Below are 17,668 nucleotides of genomic sequence, written 5' to 3'. Positions count from 1 at the left end.
TCGCCCCGCTTGCGGGGAGAAGGTGCCGGCAGGCGGATAAGGGGCTGATACGGGCCGCGCGGGCCTGTTTCATTTCACCGCATCGGCGCGGCGCGATTTCTTGAATGGTTCCATACCCTTGCGCGCGAGTTCGTCGGCACGCTCGTTCTCGGGGTGGCCGGCATGGCCCTTGACCCAGTGCCAGGTCACGTTGTGGCGCCCCCTCGCCTCATCGAGCGCCTGCCAAAGCTCGCCGTTCTTCACCGGCTTCTTGTCTCCGGTCCTCCAGCCGTTGCGCTTCCAGCCGTGAATCCACTTTGAGATGCCGTCCATGACGTATTTGCTGTCGGTATGAAGATCGACCTCGCAAGGCTGTTTCAGCGCATTCAAAGCCGAAATCGCGGCAAGCAGTTCCATGCGGTTGTTGGTGGTCTCCGCCTCTCCACCGGACATTTCCTTCTCGACATCGCCATAGCGTAGCACTGCGCCCCAGCCCCCTGGGCCGGGATTTCCCGAACAGGCGCCATCCGTAAAGATGTCGACGTGCTTCATGCCGATGCCTCTTGACGTGTGAGACCGTATTCGGCGCTCGACAGGATAGCGCGATGAAAGCGGATCTTCGTCAGGTATTCGAGCGGATCTTTCTTCACGACGAGCGCGCCGGGCGGCGTCATCAGCCAGTCATAGAGCCGGGTTAGGAAGAAGCGCAGGGCCGAGCCCCGTGCAAGCAACGGCAGGGCCGCCACTTCTTCCGCCGTCAGCCTTCGCACACTCTGGTAACCCGACAGCAGCGCCATGCCTTTGGTGATGTTGTAGGAGCCGTTCTTCTCGAAGCACCAGGAATTCAGGCAGACCGCGATATCATAGGCGAGGAAATCGTTGCAGGCGAAATAGAAATCGATGAGCCCCGACAGGCGATCGCCAAGGAAGAAGACGTTGTCGGGGAAGAGATCCGCGTGAATGACACCTTCGGGCAGGTTCTTCGGCCAACGTGCCTCCAGATAGCTCAGCTCCGCCGCGATCTCATCCTTCAAGCCGGCCTGCACCTCATCGGCGCGGGCCTCCGAGTTCTGCCAGAGCGGACGCCAGCCGGAAACCGAGAGCGCGTTGGCGCGCTTCAAGGGAAAGTCCTGGCCGGCGACATGCATGGCCGCGAGTGCGCAACCGACCTCGCGGCAATGCTGCGCCTCGGGCTTTCTCAGCCACATGCCTTCGAGGAAGGAGATCACGGCGGCCGGACGGCCGGACAGTTCTCCGAGAAGCTTGCCGTCCGCGCGCGGCAGCGGCAGCGGGCACGACAGCCCCCGTTCGGCCAGATGGTGCATCAGGCCAAGGAAGAACGGCAGATCGTCCGCGTTTACACGCTTTTCGTAAAGCGTGAGGATGTAGGAGCCTTTGGTCGTGTGGAGAAGGAAGTTCGAATTTTCGACCCCTTCCGCAATGCCCTTGTAGGAGGTCAGGGCACCCACGTCATAAGCTGCCAGAAAACGGATCAGATCGTCTTCCGTAATGTCGGTATAAACTGCCAAGGTTCGCCACTTTCAGAAATGCAAGTCGAGTAGTCGGAGCAGGCCGGGGGCGGAAGACCGCACCTTGATTATTCGCCGTTGACGAAGGCCATGTCGGCAGCGGTCAATTCGACGTGGCGGAGCTCCCGGTTGACAAGGAAGTTCTCATTTTCCTCGACCGTATCGGCAAGCTCCACCGCCGCATCGTAACGTTCGCGGAACGCCTCGATGATTTCGTTGACGATGACTTCCGGCGCAGATGCGCCGGCCGACAGGCCGACCGTAGAGATGTCCCCGATCGCGTCCCAGTCGATTTCCGACGCGCGCTGGACCAGAACCGATTTCTTTGCGCCGGCTCTCAGCGCCACTTCGACGAGGCGCTTGGAATTGGATGAATTCGGCGCGCCGACGATCAGGAACAGGTCGCAGCCGGGCGCCGCCTGCTTTACCGCTTCCTGGCGGTTCGTGGTCGCGTAGCAGATCGAATCGGCCGCCGGCGCCGTCAGATTCGGGAAGCGCTCGTGCAGCCTCTTGATGACGCCGGCGGTGTCGTCGACCGACAGCGTCGTCTGGGTCACGAATCCGAGATTGTCGGGGTCCGGCGGGACGTAGACGTCCGCGTCTTCGACGGTTTCGACAAGCGACACGGCGCCTTCGGGCAGTTGCCCCATCGTGCCGATGACCTCCGGGTGCCCGGCATGGCCGATGAGCACGACATGGCGTCCCAGCCGATGATGGCGCATCGCCTGCTTGTGCACTTTCGACACAAGCGGGCAGGTCGCATCGAGATAGAAGAGATTGCGCGCGTCCGCGTCCGCCGGCACGGACTTCGGCACGCCATGGGCCGAAAAGACCACCGGCTGCTTACGATGCTCCGGCGGGATCTCGTCCAATTCCTCGACGAAGATCGCGCCCTTGGCTTCGAGGCCCTCGACAACATAGCGGTTGTGCACGATTTCATGGCGAACGTAGACCGGGGCGCCAAACTCTTTCAACGCCAGAACGACGATCTGGATCGCCCGATCGACGCCGGCGCAGAAGCCGCGCGGGCCGCAGAGGCGAATGGTAACCGGAGATTTTGCTGCCGCGGATGAGGCCATGAGTCACAAAACGGTAGAACAAACAGGGGCGAACATAGCCGGGCTACCCCGGCCATGCGCCATATATAGCGGCAACGGCAACGCACACAAGAAAGAACACCTCAACCGGGCAAATGCGGTGTCGGGGATCGCCTGACCGGATCGCATGCGCCTCATCTCCGGATCAGACCTCCGAGGCCGGATTTTCCTGGTCGGGCTGCCGCCTGCGGCGATAGAAGTAGACGCCACTCACCACCACCAGCGCCGCCGCAAGACCGTACCACGTAAGAGCATATTGCAGATGGTTGTTCGGGAGGTCGAATTGCGTGACGCCGCCGATCGGCAGTCCGCCGGGGTTCGCGGTGGCATCGGCGTCCACGAAGAAAGAAACCACCCGATCGGCCGGAAGGCTGGCCGCGCCAGCCATCGCATCGAGGTCCTTCCAGTAGAAGATGTTCTTGGCGATGTCGTTATCGGGAACGAGAGAGGAAGGCTTTTCCGAAAGTCTCGGACGGGCAAGGCCGTTCACCGTTACCGTTCCGGCAACCTGCCCTTCGGGACGAGTCGATTCATCCTTCTTCTCGAACGGCACGAAGCCGCGGTTGACGAAAAGGGCGCGGCCATCATCGAGCATCAGCGGGGTGAAGACATAGTAGCCGGTGCGGCCTTCGTGGGTGGCGAAGAAATGGCGCTCCTTGCCGTGATCGTAGGTGCCCGACACGCTAACGGTGCGGTAATCGATGTCGTCGCCCGCGGCAGCCATCGCCTCGATCTCCTTGAGCGAGACCGGGGGCGCCGTGCGCCGCTCTGCGATTGCAGCCAGCAGCCCTTCCTTCCACTGAAGCCGCTGCACCTGCCAAGTGCCGAGCGACACGAGCACGCCAAAAGCCGCAACGACCAGGATGAGGCCGGCAATCCTGCCGAGGCGGCCACGCCCCGCCGGCTTGCGCTCTTCAACCACGATCGATCTCACCCGGACGCGCGCTGTTGCGGTATTGCAGATTGATCAGCACGCCCTTCAGCATCCGCGTCAGAGCGAGGCTAAGGATCGTCGCGAGCGGTATCCAGAGCAGGAAGTGCAGCCACAGCGGCGGATTGACGTTGACCTCCATCCACAGCGCCGCGCCGACGACGATGAAGCCGACGATCAGAATGACGAAGACAACAGGTCCGTCGCCGGAATCGGCGAAGCGACAGTCGAGTTCGCAATTGCTGCAAGCCGGGCGCAGCTTCAGAAACCCCTCGAAGAGTTGACCCTGGCCGCAACGCGGGCAGTGCCCCCTGATGCCGGTCAAGATCGGGTCGACTGGCGGATAGAGCCCCTTGTCGTCAGTCATTGCTCAACCTCCAAATGCGAGGGGCGGCCGCGTTTCCGCAGGCCGCCCCGAATTCAGTACACCGTCGCCGGCCTCTTAGCCGTGGGCGACCGGCGCACCCCAGCTGCCCCAGATGTAGATGGAGAAGAAGAGGAACAGCCAGACCACGTCAACGAAGTGCCAGTACCAGGCAGCCGCCTCGAGGCCGAAATGGTGCTTCGGCGTGAAGTCACCACGAATTGCGCGCAACAGGCAGACCAGCAGGAAGATCGTGCCGATCAGAACGTGGAAACCGTGGAAGCCCGTCGCCATGAAGAAGGTTGCACCATAGATCGAGTCCCTGAAGGCGAACGGCGCGTGCGCATATTCGTAGGCCTGTACGCTCGAGAACAGGACGCCGAGCAGGACCGTCAGCGTCAGGCCGGAAACCAGACCCTTGCGGTCATTGTGCAGCAGGGCATGGTGCGCCCAGGTAACGGTCGTGCCGGACAGCAGCAGGATGACGGTGTTGTAGAGCGGCAGGTGCCAGGGATCGAGGACCTCGATGCCCTTCGGCGGCCAGACGCCGCCAGTGTAGGTCGCGCGCGCGGCTTGGATCGCTTCGCCTGGAAAGAGGCTCGCGTCGAAGAAGGCCCAGAACCAGGCCACGAAGAACATCACCTCCGAGGCGATGAACATGATCATGCCGTAGCGCAGGTGCAGCGACACGACGCGGGTGTGATGCCCCTCATGCGCTTCCTTGATCGTGTCCGACCACCAACCGAACATGGTGTAGAGTACGACCGCCAGGCCGATGAAGAAAACCCAGGGGGTGGCAAGCTCTGCACCGAACAGCTTGAACGAACCACCGGCGACAAAGCGCATGAAGCCAACGCCGCCCAAAGCCATGACGAAGGCGCCGATGGAGGCGAGCAGCGGCCATGGGCTCGGGTCTATGATGTGGTAGTCGTGATTCTTCTGATGCGCATCGGCCATGTCAGTAATCCCCGATAGGTCTTTCTCGTGTCGCCCGCCCGACATAGCCGAAACGGGCCCTGTGTCAAAGTTTGTTCTGAGCTTCCCCTGCCTTAGCCTTCACTTCGGCGAGCGGCTTGGACGGCTCGCGCGGGTAGAAGGTGTAGGACAGCGTAAGTGTCTTGATACCCTTGGTCTCGACCGCCTTGACGATCTCCGGATCGACGAAGAAGACGACCGGCATCTCCAGCTCTTCGCCCGGCTGAAGGGTCGTTTCCGTGAAGCAGAAGCATTGCACCTTATTGAAATAGGCGCCTGCTGCCATTGGCGTTACGTTGAAGGTTGCCTGGCCGGTCGTCGGTTTCGATGACAGGTTCTTCGCCCGGTAGCTGACCTGTACCGTCTCCCCGATCCTGACGTCGATGTCGCGCTGCACAGGCTTGAATTCCCACGGCAGGCCCGACGTATTGGCGTCGAAGGTAACCTTGACCTTCTCGTCGAGGATGACGTCCGAGGCCTGCTCGACCCGCTGCGTCGTGCCGTTATAGCCCGTCACCCGGCAGAACATGTCGTAGAGCGGCACGGCGGCATAGGCCATGCCCACCATGCCTACCACGAAGGCAATGCACGCGCCGACGATCACGCCATTTGCGCGCTCTTTCCGGCTCGATTGCGATTGCGGAGTGTTGGTCATGCGCGGCATTCTCAATGGACCATGCCGTTGCCGAATTTAATCAGCGTGACGACGTAGAAAAGTGCCACAAGGCCGGCGAGTACGAGACCAAGAGCGATGTTGCGGCTGCGCCGTGACTTACGCTGCGCCTCGCTGAGTTTAACGGTTTCCATCAGGCGATACCTCCGGCGTTGAGCCAGATCTGCGCGATCACGTAGTCGACCACCAGGGCCGAGAAGATCGCGAAAAGATAGGCAATCGAAAAGGCGAAGAGTTTCTTGGCCGGAACCATTTTCTCGTCTCCCTCCGGCATGCGCAGGACACCGATCGAATACCAGACGAAGCCCAGGCCCATGACGGTCGCGAACGCCCCATAGCCGAGGCTCGCGAAGCCGAGCAAGGTGGGACAGATGCCGATGAGAGCGGTCAGGATGGCGTAGATGACGATCTGCTTCTTCGTCGTCGCCTCGCCGCAGACATTGGGCATCATCGGCACGCCGACGGCACCATAGTCCCGCATCTTGAACAGGGCGAGCGCCCAGAAATGGGCCGGCGTCCAGAGGAAGGTGATGAGAAAGAGCACGATACTTTCGATCGACACACCGCCGGTCACACAGGCCCAGCCGATCATCGGCGGGAAGGCCCCTGCAGCACCGCCGATAACGATGTTCTGCGGCGTCGAGCGCTTCAGCCACATGGTGTAGATCACGGCGTAGAAGAAAATCGTGAAGGCGAGCAACCCGGCTGCGAGCCAATTGACGGCGAGCCCGAGGATGATCACGGAAAAGGCTGACAGCGTCAGGCCGAAGGCGAGCGCCTCCTCAGGCAGGATCTTGCCAGCGGGAATCGGACGCTTGGCGGTACGGCTCATCACCGCATCGATATCGGCGTCGTACCACATGTTCAGCGCGCCGGAGGCTCCGGCACCGACGGCGATGCACAGGATGGCGATGAAGCCGATAAACGGATTGATTTGTCCTGGCGCAAGGACGAGCCCGGCAAAGGCGGTAAAGACGACAAGCGACATGACGCGCGGCTTCAAGAGCTCGAAATAATCGCGCGCAGAGGCCTCGGACAGGCGCGGTGCGCCTTCCATGCCGACTGCTTCGTGATTGTCGATGAGCGTCATGTCTGGTCCTTGAAATTGCTGCGGCCATGGCAGCCGCATTCTGCCGGCAGGCCGGCGGGGTGAAGTCGCCGGAACCGGCGGCTTCTGTTCGTTCCCCGTCACTTGATCCGCGGGAGCTGTTCCCACTGGTGGAACGGCGGCGGCGACGAGAGCTGCCATTCGAGCGTGTTCGCACCCTCACCCCACGGGTTGTCGCCGGCAACGCGCTTGCGCGCAAAGGCTTCAGCGACGCCGAAGAGGAAGATGAGCACGCCGACTGCGGCGATGTAGGAGCCGTAGGACGACACCATGTTCCAGCCGGCATAGGCATCCGGATAGTCGATGTAGCGGCGCGGCATGCCAGCGAGGCCGAGGAAGTGCTGCGGGAAGAAGATCAGGTTCACGCCGATGAACATGACCCAGAAATGCAGCTTGCCGATGAATTCCGAGTACATGTAGCCGGTCATCTTCGGGAACCAGTAGTACCAGGCAGCGAAGATCGCGAAGACGGCGCCGAGCGACAGCACGTAGTGGAAGTGCGCAACCACGTAGTAGGTGTCGTGCAGCGCGCGATCGAGACCGGCATTGGCGAGCTGAACGCCCGTAACGCCGCCGACCGTGAAGAGGAAGATGAAGCCGATCGCCCAGACCATCGGGGTCGTGAAGCGGATCGAGCCGCCCCACATCGTCGCGATCCAGGAGAAGATCTTCACGCCGGTCGGAACCGCAATGACCATCGTCGCGAAGACGAAGTAACGCTGCGTGTCGAGCGACATGCCGACCGTGTACATGTGGTGCGCCCACACGATGAAGCCGACCGCGCCGATCGCGACCATGGCGTAGGCCATGCCGAGATAACCGAAGATCGGCTTGCGCGAGAAGGTCGAGACGATGTGGCTGATGATGCCGAAGCCCGGCAGAATAAGGATGTACACTTCCGGATGACCGAAGAACCAGAACAGGTGCTGGAACAGGATCGGATCACCGCCGCCTTCCGGCGCGAAGAAGGCCGTGCCGAAGTTGCGGTCGGTGAGCAGCATGGTGATGCCGCCTGCGAGCACCGGCAGCGAGAGCAGGAGCAGGAAGGCGGTGATCAGCACCGACCAGGCAAAGAGCGGCATCTTGTGCAGCGTCATGCCCGGAGCGCGCATGTTGAGGATCGTCGTGATGAAGTTGATCGCACCGAGGATCGACGACGCGCCGGCGATATGAAGGCCAAGAATCGCGAGGTCCATCGCCGGCCCGGGCATGCCGGCGGTCGAGAACGGCGGATAGATCGTCCAGCCGCCGCCAGCACCATAGGCACCCGCCGGACCCTCGACAAACATCGAAAGGAAGACGAGCAGGAACGCCGGCACGAGCAGCCAGAAAGAGATGTTGTTCATGCGCGGGAAAGCCATGTCCGGTGCGCCGATCATGATCGGCACCATCCAGTTGGCAAAACCGCCGATGAGCGCCGGCATGACCATGAAGAAGATCATGATCAGGGCGTGCGCGGTCGTGAACACGTTGAACATGTGCTTGCCGCCGTCGATGGCAGCATCGCCCTCGAAGCCGTAGACCATCTGGGCCAGACCATGGAAGATCTGGATGCCCGGCTCCTGCAGCTCGGCGCGCATGAAGACAGACAGGGTGCCGCCGATGAGGCCCGCGCAGATCGCGAACAGCAGGTAGAGCGTACCGATGTCCTTGTGGTTGGTCGACAGGAACCAGCGCTGGAAGAAGCTCAACGGCTTGTGCGCATGGTCCGCATGGGCATGATCGGAATGATCATGCCGGTGATCGTGATGAACGGCTGTTCCAGCCATGGGTCAAGCTCCCCTTCCGATTACTTTGCGGCGTTGGCAGCGACGTCAACGGCCTTGGCCGCGCCGTCGATGGACGCCATGAGCGCCTTGTTCGCTTCGCCGATATTGGTTGCGGCGGCAGCGAGCCAGGCGTCGTATTTATCCTGCGCGACTACGCGAATGGCGATCGGCATAAAGGCGTGATCCTTGCCGCAGAGCTCGGAACACTGGCCATAATAGAGCCCTTCACGGTCCGCCTTGAACCAGGTTTCGTTGAGGCGGCCCGGGACGGCGTCGATCTTTACACCGAAAGCCGGCATGGCGAAGGCATGGATAACGTCCGCAGCCGTCACGAGCATGCGCACGGTCTTGCCGACGGGCACGACCACTTCGTTGTCGACGGCGAGAAGACGCGGATACTGGGTCTTGTCTTCCTTGCCGAGGCTTGCGCGATCCTCTTCCTTCATCAGCAGGCTGTCGAACGAAAGCGGGTTTTCCCCAACCTCATACTCGTAGGACCAATACCACTGGTTGCCAGTCGCCTTGACGGTCAGGTCAGGGTTCTGCGGCGGCGTCAGCTGCGCCGTCAGAAGCTGGAACGACGGGATGGCAAGGAAAAGCAGAACGATAACCGGACCGACGGTCCAGATGACTTCGATCAGAGTGTTGTGGCTGGTCCTGGACGGAATCGGGTTGGCACCCTCGCGGAACCTGACCACGATGACAATCAGCAGGAGGAGAACCAGGAGTGTGATCGGAATGATGAACCACAGGGTATATTGTTCAAACCACGTGATTTCTTCCATGATGCCCGTAGCGGCCGATTGAAGACGCGTCTGCCATTCGACAGGCTTGTCAGCAAAGGCGCTCGAAGCAAAAAGCAGACAGGCAAGCGCTGCCAGAACTGCATAAGCCTTGTTTTTCACAATGTGTCTCCCCAATGCGCTTTGATCAGGATCAAACCGAAATCGCAGAATCCCTGCGATACTGCAGCGCTTCAAACCACAGTTTGACCAGCGCCGCAACATCTGTCCAATCGACGCCGTGCGGCATTTTTGCACAAAGGCCGCTTTTCGCACAGGCGACCCTCGCCCCGGTCCGCGAATTGGGTTAGGCCTGTCGCGGCCCGGGCGACGGACAGTCTCGGATTTGCATTCCAGAGCTTCCCGAGGGGCCCAATTTCCGCCATATGGCGCTGGAATGTAGCCCGCAGGGCTTTTCATTTATCTTCGCGCGCATCAAGAATAGCCCTGATGATTCGACGTTTTGAGGTTTACATGGGCCTGTCCCTCTTCTCCCGGCTGCCGGTTCTGGCCGCGCTCGGAATTGCCACCCTCGCCTTCCCCACCGCAAGCATGGCCCAGCAATCCGGCGGCACGCCCGGAACGGTGAAGTCAAACCACGGTGCCTGGTCGATCGTCTGCGATCAGCCGGCGGGTGCGTCGGCTGAGCAATGCGCGCTGATGCAGAACGTCATCGCCGAGGACAGGCCGGAAGTCGGGCTTTCGGTCGTCGTTCTGAAGACCGCCGATCGCAAGGCAAAGATCCTTCGCGTTCTGGCGCCGCTCGGCGTGCTCCTGCCGAACGGCCTTGGTCTCAATGTCGACGGCAAAGATATTGGTCGCGCCTATTTCGTGCGCTGCTTCTCTGACGGATGCTATGCTGAAGTGGTGCTCGAAGACGAGCTCCTGAAGACGTTCCGCGCTGGGGCGACCGCGACCTTCATCGTCTTCCAGTCGCCGGAAGAAGGTATCGGCATCCCGGTCGACCTCAAGGGTTTCGGCGAGGGCTACGACGCCCTCCCCTGATTTGGGAAGTGATGCTGCATTAGAGCGTTTCAGGTTTTGACAGAAGCATATCCGGCGTTGGCGAAGTAGTTGCTGCATTCGTCGGGCTGGAGTGAGGGGACAAGGCTGCCGAGGTATTTCCATGTCTCCTCGACGGTTCGCTTCTGAGCCGCCCGCATCCAGTGTTTGATTTTGGCGAAGGCCTGCTCGATCGGATTGAGATCGGGCGAGTATGGCGGGAGATACCAGAGCCGCGCGCCGGCGGCTCGGATCATCTGCCGGATGGCCGCCGACTTGTGCGAGCCGAGATTGTCCATGATGACGATGTCGCCGGGTTCGAGCACGGGCACGAGCTGTTGTTCGACATAGGCGCGGAAACACCGACCGTTGATCGGTCCGTCGAAGACGCAAGGCGCTGCCAGCCGGTCGTGGCGCAAAGCGCCGACAAAGGTCAGCGTGCGCCAGTGGCCGTGCGGGGCAAAGCCGCGCAGGCGCTTGCCTCGTGGCCCCCAGCCATAGAGCGGCGCCATGTTGGTCTTGATCCAGGTTTCGTCAATGAACACCAGCCGTCTCGGATCGAGACCGGACTGCCAGGAGCGCCAGCGTTGCCGCCGGCGGGCAATATCGGCACGGGCCTGCTCAAGGGCGAACAGCGTTTTTTTTAAACCGCAACCCCTCGCGGCGCAGGAACCGCCAGACCGTATCGTGCGACACCTTCACCCCACGCGCCGCCAGCTCTTCCTTCAGCCTGTGCAGCGACAAATGCGGCGTCTGGTTGATCCGCTCCGCGATGAACGCACGGTGCGGCTCCAGCACATGCTTGCGGTGGCCGCCCATCTTGCCGGGCGCCACGGACCCGTTCGAACGATAGCGCTGAGACCACTTCACCGCCGACGATACGGCAATGCCGAAACGAGCCGCCACCGATCGGCAGCTTTCCCCCGCCGAAATGGCGCCAACAACACGTTCACGAAGATCGTTCGAAAGAGGTCGCGTCATCGGATGCTGGCCTCCGCTCCAGCCAGCATCTTGAATCACAAAACGGACTAAAACGGAATCCCCTCCGATTCAGTCAAAACCGGAACCGCTCTAGAGGCGCTGATATCAAAAAGCCGCTCAGAGCGCGGCTTTTTCTTGCGGTGCGCAAAGACAGGTCCCTACAGGATCTCGGTCGCTGCAATCTTGATGCCGAAACCTTCAAGGCCGACATAGTGGCGCTCGCGCGAGGAAATGAGGCGGATCGAGGAGATGCCGAGGTCTTTCAGGATCTGTGCTCCGAGACCGATTTCCAGCCATTCGCTTTCGCGCGCCTGGGCTTCCGAATGGACCTCGCGGTCATGCTTGCCCTTGCGCGCCGTTTGCGAAACGCCGACGCCGACGGAACCCTCGCGCAGGTAGACGATGACCCCCCTGCCCTCGCCGGCGATGCGTTTCATGATGGCGTCGATGTGACGATCCCCGCCGAAGACATCCGCACCGACATTCTCAAGGTGCAGACGGACGGGGATGTCGACGCCGTCGCGAATGTCGCCGAAGACGACGGCAAGATGCTGCATCGGATCCCAGGGCAGCGAATAGGTGTGGCCCTTCGCCTTGCCGTATGGCGTATCGATCTCGAAGCAACTGCCCTGCTCGATCAGCGTTTCCTTGCGCTGGCGATAGGCGATCAGATCCGCGACCGAGACCTGTTTCAGGCCATGGGCCTCGGCGAAGCTCTCGACCTGTGGGCCGCGCATCACGGTGCCGTCGTCGTTGACGAGTTCGCAGATGACGCCGACCGGCGGGAGGCTCGCGAGCTTGCAGAGATCCACGGCAGCCTCGGTATGGCCCGAACGCATCAGCACGCCGCCCTCGCGCGCCACCAGCGGGAAGATATGGCCCGGGCGGACGAAATCGGCCGGCCCGATGTTCGGATTGGCAAGGTTACGAACGGTCAACGTCCGGTCGTCGGCCGAGATGCCGGTGGTGGTTCCGTGCCTGAAATCGACCGAAACGGTGAATGCCGTCGTATGCGCGGAATCGTTCTCCGCCACCATCGCATTCAGATTGAGCCGCTTTGCCTCCTCGCGCGGCATCGGCGCACAGACGATGCCGGAGGTGTGGCGCACGATGAAGGCCATCTTTTCGGGCGTGCAATGCACGGCTGCGACGATCAGGTCGCCCTCGTTCTCGCGGCCGCCGTCATCGGTGACGACGACGATCTCGCCGGCCTCGAAGGCGCGAATGGCGTCGACGACGCGCTTCTGGTCATAAGACATCAAAATTCTCCCGCAAACTACTTCAGACGCCCGGTCTGACCCCGGTCGCGCAGGTAATGGTCAGCGATCGTGCAGGCGAGCATTGCCTCGCCGATCGGCACGGCCCGAATTCCGACACAAGGATCGTGGCGACCCTTGGTGCGCACATCAACTTCCTTGCCGTCGCTGTCGATCGAGCGCCGTTCGGTCAGGATGGATGACGTCGGCTTGATCGCGAAGCGTGCAACGACCGGCTGACCCGTGGCGATGCCGCCCAGGATGCCGCCCGCATTGTTGGAAAGGAAAACCGGCTCGCCGCCGGGCCCGATGCGCATCTCGTCGGCGTTTTCCTCGCCACTGATCTCGGCCGCGGCAAAACCGTTGCCGATCTCGACACCCTTGACCGCGTTGATCGACATGAGGTTCGAGGCGATGTCCTGGTCGAGCTTGCCGTAGATCGGCGCGCCGATCCCCGCGGGTACCCCCTCGGCAACCACCTCGACGACCGCCCCGATCGATGACCCGGCCTTGCGGATGCCATCGAGATATTCCTCCCAAACCGGGACGATCGCCGGGTCCGGAGCGAAGAACGGGTTGTTGTTCACCTCGGCCCAGTCCCAGTTGGCGCGATTAATTCTGTGCTTGCCAATCTGCACGAGCGCGCCGCGCACGACCAAGCCGGGCACCACTTTGCGGGCGATGCCGCCGGCTGCGACGCGCGCTGCCGTTTCGCGCGCCGAAGAGCGGCCGCCGCCACGATAATCGCGAATGCCGTACTTGACGTCGTAGGTGTAATCCGCGTGGCCGGGCCGGTAACGCTTGGCGATCTCGGAATAGTCCTTCGAGCGCTGGTCGGTGTTCTCGATCATCATCGAGATCGGCGTACCGGTCGAGATCATCGTCTCGCCGTCCTCGTCGAACATCACGCCGGACAGGACCTTGACCAGGTCGTCCTCGCGGCGCTGGGTCACGAAGCGGGATTGCCCGGGCTTGCGCTTGTCGAGCCAAGCCTGGATTTCGGCAAGCGTGAAGCGAATGCCGGGCGGGCATCCGTCGACAACGCAGCCGAGCGCCGGCCCATGGCTTTCGCCCCAGGTGGTGACGCGGAAGAGGTGACCGAAGCTATTGTGCGACATGACGACAACCAAGTGCTGACAACCGCGCGCAAAAAACAGGCGCGCGCCCTCTCTTAGTGGAAAGCCGTCAAAGGGAAAAGACTTTCTGCGGCACCGGCTGGCTTTGTCGCCAAATCGATCAGGAAGCGAGGCGGAATCCGCGGTCCATGGCGAAGGCGATGAAACTTTCGCTGCTCAACGGCTTGGAAAAGGCGTAGCCCTGCAGAAGGTCGCAACCAAGGATGCCGAGCATTTCCGCATGCGCCATGGTTTCCACGCCTTCGGCAACGGTTTCGATGCCGAGCGAGCGGCCGATGTCGATGATCGAGCGCACGAGCGCCTGCTCGGTTCGGGCGCCAAGCACCGGCGCCACCAGCTGGCGATCGATCTTCAAGCGCTTCGGCTTGATCCTCAAGAGGCTGACGATCGAGGTGTGCCCGGTGCCGAAGTCATCGATCTCGATGTCGATGCCGAGCTTCTTGATCCCGTCGATATTGGCGGTGACGACGTCGTCGCTTTCGTCGAGGAAGATTGACTCCACCAGTTCGAACGAAATCTGCCCGGGCACGATGCTCAGTCCCTTGAGCGAGGCGAGCAGATCCTTTTCCTGCAGGCGTTTGGCAGAGACGTTCACGGAAATCTTCGGTACCTGGAGACCGGCCGCGGCCCAGCGCATCCGGTCGGCAAGAGCCTTTTGCAGAACCAGCCGATCGAGCGTCGCCGTCACGTTCAGCTCTTCGGCAATGCTCAGGAACCGGTCCGGCGTCAGGATTCCCTCGCGGGGGTGCTGCCAACGGATCAGCGCCTCGACACCGGACAGTGCCAGCGTCGAGGCGTCGAACTGCGGCTGGTACCACGGCACGAACTCGTCGCGCTCGATCCCTTCCAGGATTTCATCGGCGATGCGCTTGTTGGTGACCACTTCGGCTTCCAACGCCTGCGTAAAGAACTGGTAGCGGTTGCGTCCACTTTCCTTGGCTCGATAGAGGGCGATGTCGGCATTGACGAGCAGCTTGCGCGCGTCCGCCGTGGAACGATGCGCCACCGCAACGCCGATGCTGACGCCGAAGCGGCAAGGAAAGCCGTCATAGTCCACCGGTTGCCGCATCTGTGCGATTATTTGGTCGCATAGCGCGGCCAAGGCCGTATCGTCCGGCGCTCCGGAGATCACGACGACGAACTCGTCTCCGCCGATGCGGGCGACGATGTCATCTGCCGAGACGCTCGACCGCAGGATCTCGGAAGCATGAACAAGCATGGCGTCGCCGGCGGCATGTCCAAGCGTGTCGTTGATCTGCTTGAAGCGATCGAGATCGATATGGAGGATGGCGATGCTCTCCGACTTTACGGCGCTCGCCGCGAAGAGCCGATCCAGTGCCTTGTCGAGCATCCGCCGATTGCCGAGTCCCGTCAGCGGATCATGCAGGGCATTGTGCTCGATGCGATCCTTCGCATCCGCGAGCTCGGCATTCTTCATGTCAGCGATCGCCTTGGCCGCCCTAAGTTGCTCGGTCATCAGCACGTCGTCGGTGACGTCCCAGCTTATGCCGGTGATTTTCGCCCGGCCGTCCGGCCCGTCGTGGGCCGAGCCCACATGGCGGACGTGACGGATGGAGCCATCCGCCATCACGACGCGGTACTGCGAGCGATGTTCAAGCCCTTCGTCCAGGCTGCGGAACAAGGCGTTGGAGGCAGCGGCGGTGTCATCAGGGTGCACCGTCGCGCGCCATTCCGCATGGGTGGGATCGCGGCCGGTGCGGACAAGCCCATGCAGGTGGAACATCCGGTCATCCCAGGACCGTTCCTGCGTGGCGATGTCGATTTCCCAGATCCCGATCTTCGAAGCGTCGAGAGCCAGGTTGAGCCGATGGGACAGGGCCATCACCTCGCCTTCGCGCGCCTTCAGCTTGGCGATGTTGCGCTGCCGCTCATTGACGAGACCACCGGCAAGAAGAATAGGTACGACAACGATCACGACAGCGGCGATGGTCGCAAGCATGATGTCGCGGCTATCTACCGGTTCCTGCGCCCAGCCAGCGACGGGAGTCGCGGCCAATTCCCACACGCCACCGGGCAAAGGGAGCTCCCGGACGATCGGCGAGTTCAGGAACACGCCCGTTTCGTCGAGAAACGGTTCCAGAACGTTGTCGCTGACCGAAACGTCGCGAATGGCGAGATGAATAGGCACATGCCGAGGGTCGCGGCCGTCAGCCTCGTGAATTTCCATGCTTTCCTCGTTGAGGCGTGCCGACCGATAGAGCGCCTTTTCATCAAGGACGGCCTCAACGAAGCCCCAGAACGCATTTCGTCCCCCGACATTGGAGGTGACCGGCACAAAGATTTCGAAGCCATCGTAGCCACTTGGCAGGCGTACCGGTCCGACCACTACGGGCTTTGTCGTTGAAGCAGCACGATCGAGCGCCGCTCGCATTGCTCGGAATCTGCCCAGATCCGTGCCGACAAAGGATTGTTGGCGCGCTTGCGAAAGTGTCATCGTGACGACGCCCGCCGGTGCCGCGGAAACACGAATGAGCTGAGGATTTTGCAGGAGCAGCTTCGAAGCCAGCTTGCTGAAATCGCCTTCCGTCATCGCCGGTTGGACGGCAATCGCATTCGCCAGCCCATTGAGTGCAGCGATATTGGTTTTGAATACCCCGCGGAAACGCCCCGCAATCAGGCTTAATTCGTTTTCGACATCGACCTTGAGGTCTTTGCGGAAGTTCTCGCGGTGTTGGCGCTCATAGATATTGCCACCGATGAAGACCACGGCACCTGCGATCAACGCCGGAATGAACGACGGCTTCGCAAAATCGGCAATCGCACGAACGCGGCGGCACAGAGCGACGATGATACTCAATTGATTTCCCCAATCCCCGCGGCGCACGGTAGCCTTGGAGTCTTAAAATAGGCTTTCGCAAAAATTTCACTGGAAAACGTGGCGACAACGTCCATCCGCCGGGCAGCCGATCAGCCTCGTTGGCTTGAAATTCGCCGCGGCGGCGTCCACTCTCCGATCGTCGGCTGCACTGTCCTAAACCAGCCGACAGTTGCGCTAAAGCAACGGTTTAAGGCAACTTTTGCCACAATCAGGGATCAAATGGTGATGACAAAAATATTCGCGGAATCATTGAGGAGGGCAAGAAAGATGCGATTTGTCATTGCCGCACTCATGGCCACTGCAGGTTTGCTCTCTCCGCTTTCCGCGCATGCCGAAAGCGCCGATGTGGAGGCGGTGATCACCAGCGTGGACACCGAGCGCCTGAGCCTCTCGCTCGATGACGGCAAGAGCTATCAGGCTCCCGAGGAATTCAACTTTGAAGGCCTTGAGGCAGGCGTCAAGGTTCTCGTCTTCTATACCGAAATCGATGGCAAACGCGTCATCAACGACCTGGAGATCGTCCAGTAGCCGTGATCAGGCCCGTCTTTTAGCGCCGCGCGTCTCAAAAGATGCACCAAGGACGCTGCTGTAGCACCTTTGCAAGAAGCGCGCGTCGCATGTCCGATTGAACGCGACGCGCTTTAGACCCAGCCGATCGACCCGTCAGCTATCTTCAGCAGCCGGTCTTGCGGAATGGCGGAAGCCGCCGCTTCGTCGGCGCTCATTTCTCCGAGAAGCTTGAACAGCACGCGAATGACGCCGCCATGCGTGACGCAGACCGTCGGCCGCATCACGCCCTTCAACCAGGCGCCGACGCGCCATGAGAGAATTTCGTAGCTTTCCGCGTCTTGGCCGGGCGGGATGAAATCCCATTTGGCAACGCGCCGTTCGGCGATGCGCTGTGGTACCTGGCGCTTCAATTCGGGCAGGGTGTAACCTTCCCAGTCGCCGAAGGAGACTTCCTTCAGCCTGTCGTCGGTCCGGTAGGAGAGCGGGTCGAGCCCCATGGCGTGCCGCAGGCGCTCCATCGTCTCGCGTGTGCGGCCGAGCGGACTGGCAACGAAATCGAAGTTGTTGGCTTCGCGCCCTAGGATCTCTGCCAGGGCGAGGCCGTTCCCGGTCGCCTGCCGGCGACCGGTTTCGTTGAGGGGGATGTCCTTTTGTCCCTGCAGACGGCTTTCGGCATTCCAATCCGTTTGTCCATGCCGAACCATGTAGACGAGCACAGCGTTCACTCCGGGCGAGCT

At 61.5% G+C, this 17,668-nt stretch carries 18 protein-coding genes; 2 read left to right on the top strand and 16 right to left on the bottom strand.

All coding sequences use genetic code 11. The features are described 5' to 3' along the window. Positions 1-69: 69 nt before the first annotated feature. The 11 genes from rnhA to coxB all read right to left on the bottom strand — a co-directional run bounded on the left by rnhA (position 70) and on the right by coxB (position 9,330). A complete protein-coding gene (rnhA, locus tag QA637_RS02660) occupies positions 70-531 on the bottom strand; it encodes a ribonuclease HI (protein WP_153442214.1) in 462 nt (153 codons plus the stop codon). Beyond that, positions 528-1,508 (bottom strand): homoserine kinase, encoded by a 981-nt coding sequence (locus tag QA637_RS02655; protein ID WP_283063252.1) that lies wholly within the window; start codon positions 1,506-1,508, stop codon positions 528-530. Before QA637_RS02655 ends, rnhA begins: the two co-directional genes overlap by 4 nt. Before the next feature lie 68 nt (positions 1,509-1,576). After that, on the bottom strand, positions 1,577-2,587 hold the full coding sequence (gene ispH, locus QA637_RS02650; protein ID WP_153442216.1) for a 4-hydroxy-3-methylbut-2-enyl diphosphate reductase: 1,011 nt from the start codon (positions 2,585-2,587) through the stop codon (positions 1,577-1,579). Positions 2,588-2,750: 163 nt separating this feature from the next. Then, entirely contained in the window at positions 2,751-3,527 is a 777-nt protein-coding gene (locus QA637_RS02645) for an SURF1 family protein (RefSeq protein ID WP_283063249.1), read from the bottom strand. After that, the gene (locus tag QA637_RS02640) at positions 3,520-3,903 is read right to left on the bottom strand and encodes a DUF983 domain-containing protein (RefSeq protein WP_283063247.1); all 384 of its coding nucleotides are present in this window, start codon (positions 3,901-3,903) and stop codon (positions 3,520-3,522) included. Before QA637_RS02640 ends, QA637_RS02645 begins: the two co-directional genes overlap by 8 nt. A gap of 75 nt (positions 3,904-3,978) precedes the next feature. Further along, positions 3,979-4,857 carry a cytochrome c oxidase subunit 3 gene (locus tag QA637_RS02635; protein WP_153442218.1) on the bottom strand — a complete coding sequence of 293 codons (879 nt, stop codon included), beginning with the start codon at positions 4,855-4,857 and terminating at the stop codon, positions 3,979-3,981. Between the two features lie 64 nt (positions 4,858-4,921). Next, positions 4,922-5,530: a cytochrome c oxidase assembly protein gene (locus QA637_RS02630; RefSeq protein WP_283063244.1), complete on the bottom strand. Its 609-nt coding sequence runs from the start codon at positions 5,528-5,530 to the stop codon at positions 4,922-4,924. Between the two features lie 11 nt (positions 5,531-5,541). Beyond that, positions 5,542-5,682, bottom strand: a complete 141-nt coding sequence (locus QA637_RS02625) for a hypothetical protein (RefSeq protein ID WP_153442220.1) — start codon at positions 5,680-5,682, stop codon at positions 5,542-5,544. Next, positions 5,682-6,638 (bottom strand): heme o synthase, encoded by a 957-nt coding sequence (locus QA637_RS02620; RefSeq protein WP_283063242.1) that lies wholly within the window; start codon positions 6,636-6,638, stop codon positions 5,682-5,684. Before QA637_RS02620 ends, QA637_RS02625 begins: the two co-directional genes overlap by 1 nt. A 98-nt stretch (positions 6,639-6,736) precedes the next feature. Further along, positions 6,737-8,425 carry a cytochrome c oxidase subunit I gene (ctaD, locus tag QA637_RS02615; RefSeq protein ID WP_153442222.1) on the bottom strand — a complete coding sequence of 563 codons (1,689 nt, stop codon included), beginning with the start codon at positions 8,423-8,425 and terminating at the stop codon, positions 6,737-6,739. Positions 8,426-8,445: 20 nt separating this feature from the next. Further along, positions 8,446-9,330, bottom strand: a complete 885-nt coding sequence (coxB, locus tag QA637_RS02610) for a cytochrome c oxidase subunit II (protein ID WP_184108501.1) — start codon at positions 9,328-9,330, stop codon at positions 8,446-8,448. 351 nt (positions 9,331-9,681) lie between these two features. Between coxB and QA637_RS02605 the strand changes: the two genes are divergently transcribed. Further along, positions 9,682-10,212: an invasion associated locus B family protein gene (locus QA637_RS02605; RefSeq protein ID WP_153442266.1), complete on the top strand. Its 531-nt coding sequence runs from the start codon at positions 9,682-9,684 to the stop codon at positions 10,210-10,212. Between the two features lie 29 nt (positions 10,213-10,241). Here the strand turns inward: QA637_RS02605 and QA637_RS02600 are convergent. The 4 genes from QA637_RS02600 to QA637_RS02585 all read right to left on the bottom strand — a co-directional run bounded on the left by QA637_RS02600 (position 10,242) and on the right by QA637_RS02585 (position 16,400). Further along, positions 10,242-11,190, bottom strand: a protein-coding gene (locus tag QA637_RS02600) for an IS630 family transposase (RefSeq protein WP_153441515.1) whose coding sequence is annotated in 2 segments (ribosomal slippage) — positions 10,242-10,853 and positions 10,855-11,190 — 948 coding nt in all. Because the reading frame shifts where the segments join, the coding sequence is not laid out codon by codon here. Positions 11,191-11,348: 158 nt separating this feature from the next. Further along, positions 11,349-12,449: a 3,4-dihydroxy-2-butanone-4-phosphate synthase gene (gene ribB, locus QA637_RS02595; RefSeq protein WP_283063240.1), complete on the bottom strand. Its 1,101-nt coding sequence runs from the start codon at positions 12,447-12,449 to the stop codon at positions 11,349-11,351. Between the two features lie 17 nt (positions 12,450-12,466). Then, on the bottom strand, positions 12,467-13,564 hold the full coding sequence (gene aroC, locus QA637_RS02590; protein WP_283063238.1) for a chorismate synthase: 1,098 nt from the start codon (positions 13,562-13,564) through the stop codon (positions 12,467-12,469). 118 nt (positions 13,565-13,682) lie between these two features. Continuing rightward, positions 13,683-16,400, bottom strand: coding sequence for a bifunctional diguanylate cyclase/phosphodiesterase (locus QA637_RS02585; protein WP_283063236.1), 2,718 nt, complete (start codon positions 16,398-16,400; stop codon positions 13,683-13,685). A 288-nt stretch (positions 16,401-16,688) separates the two neighbouring features. Here QA637_RS02585 and QA637_RS02580 point away from each other — a divergent pair, with 288 nt between their 5' ends. Next, complete coding sequence (locus QA637_RS02580; protein ID WP_153442227.1) at positions 16,689-16,949, top strand: DUF1344 domain-containing protein; 261 nt, start codon at positions 16,689-16,691, stop codon at positions 16,947-16,949. A gap of 113 nt (positions 16,950-17,062) precedes the next feature. Here QA637_RS02580 and QA637_RS02575 read toward each other — a convergent pair whose 3' ends face one another. After that, positions 17,063-17,647, bottom strand: a complete 585-nt coding sequence (locus tag QA637_RS02575) for a histidine phosphatase family protein (protein ID WP_184108500.1) — start codon at positions 17,645-17,647, stop codon at positions 17,063-17,065. Positions 17,648-17,668 lie beyond the last annotated feature (21 nt).

Origin of the sequence: Sinorhizobium terangae, from assembly GCF_029714365.1 — a bacterium.
In the GTDB taxonomy this organism is placed as follows: domain Bacteria; phylum Pseudomonadota; class Alphaproteobacteria; order Rhizobiales; family Rhizobiaceae; genus Sinorhizobium; species Sinorhizobium terangae.
This window is presented reverse-complemented; position numbering and strand designations above follow the sequence as displayed.